The organism is Roseateles sp. P5_E11 (assembly GCF_054049355.1).
The window spans coordinates 1-1,672 of record NZ_JBFUMO010000885.1; the positions used below are offsets into that span (position 1 = coordinate 1).

At 66.8% G+C, this 1,672-nt stretch carries 1 protein-coding gene; it reads right to left on the bottom strand.

The genetic code is table 11. The annotated features are described in order from the left end of the window. Positions 1–1,651: alpha-xylosidase (yicI, locus tag ACXJKR_RS31735; protein WP_457326239.1), on the bottom strand; the 1,651-nt coding region annotated here is incomplete at its 3' end. Positions 1,652–1,672 lie beyond the last annotated feature (21 nt).

Here is a 1,672-nt window from a genome sequence, read left to right on the forward strand (position 1 = left end):
CGCGCAGCACGTCGCAGCTCTCTTCGTCCACGAGCCATGGCACCCGGTAGCTGCTGCTGCCGTGCAGGCGGCTGTGCGAGGACATCAGGCCGAACTGGATCCAGCGCTTGTAGACGGCCGGCGGCGGGTTGCCTTCGAAGCCGCCAATGTCATGGCTCCAGAAGGCGAAGCCGCAACTTGTGAGCGACAGGCCGCCCCTGAGGCTCTCGGCCATCGACTCAAACGTGCTCCAGCAATCACCGCCCCAGTGCACCGGGAAGCGCTGGCCGGAGGCATAGGTGGAGCGCGCGAAGACGATGGCGTCGGGGCCCTGCACTTCTTCGAGCAGCTCGAAGACGGCCTGGTTGTATTGCAGCGCGTACAGGTTGTGCATCTCGACGGGGTCGGAGCCGTCGAAGTAGGTCACGCCTTCGCTSGGRATGCGCTCGCCGAAGTCGGTCTTGAAGCAGTCSGCRCCTTGCGCGATCAGGCGMYKCAGGTGGCTYTGRTACCAGGCCTTGGCGGCCGGGTTCGTGAAGTCCACGATGGCCATGCCGGGYTGCCACTGGTCGGTCTGGAAGGTCAGCCCGTTGGTTCTCTTGATGAAGTAGCCGTGCTTCACGCCTTCAGAAAACAGCGGCGACTTCTGCGCCACATACGGGTTGATCCAGAGGCTGATCTTCAGGCCCTTGGCGTGCAGSCGCTTGAGCATCGCCTCGGGCTCGGGRAAGCCACGCGGGTCCCAGGCGAAGTCGCACCACTGGAACTCGCGCATCCAGAAGCAGTCGAAGTGGAACACCGMCAGCGGCAGCTCGCGGCGCGCCATCTCGTCGATGAAGTGGGTGGCGGTGGCCTCGTCGTATTGCGTGGTGAACGAGGTCGTCATCCACAGGCCGAAGCTCCAGGCCGGGGGCAGCGGKGCGCGGCCTGTCAGCGCTGTCARYCGGCCCACGACRTCCTTGGGCGTGGGGCCGGCAATGACGCAGTAGTCCAGGCTCTCGCCCTCGCGGCTGAACTGCACGCGGGCGACCTTCTCCGAGCCGACCTCGAAGGACACGGGGCCGGCCTCGTTGACGAGCACGCCGTAGCCGCGGTTGGTCAGGTAAAAGGGCACGCTCTTGTAGGCCTGCTCGCAGGCGGTGCCGCCGTCCTTGTTGGTGTTCTCGACGATCTGGCCGTTCTTGACCCAGGGCGTGAAGCGCTCGCCCAGGCCGTAGACGTTCTCGCCCACGCCCAGCGACAGCTGGTCGTGGACGTGGTGGCGCACCAGGCCGTCCTTGCCGGCCCACTGGATGAAGCCCAGGCCGCGCCAGTCGCTCTTGGTCAGCACGCGGTCGCCTTCGCGGAAGGTCAGGCTCCAGCCGTCGCCCTTCTTGACGTCGACAGAAATCGCGCCCGAGGTCAGCGTGGCCTGGGTGTCACCGTTGTCGATCTGCACTGGATGCTTGCCGGCGCCGGGCATGGGGATGTGCAGGCGCGGCGCGCTGGATGCGGTGTAGTGCTCGACGCTGACGCGGATGACGCCGGGCAGCGGCGAGCTCAGCGTCACGGTCAGCGTCGGGCCTTGCAGCGTGTCGCCGCGGTGCTTGATGGGGCGGGTCGTGGCGAGCACGACCAGGCGGTCTTCGTGGACTTCGATCGCATAGGCCTCGGCCGCGTAATGTGCGGCCACGCCCGGCTGATGCATCCACTG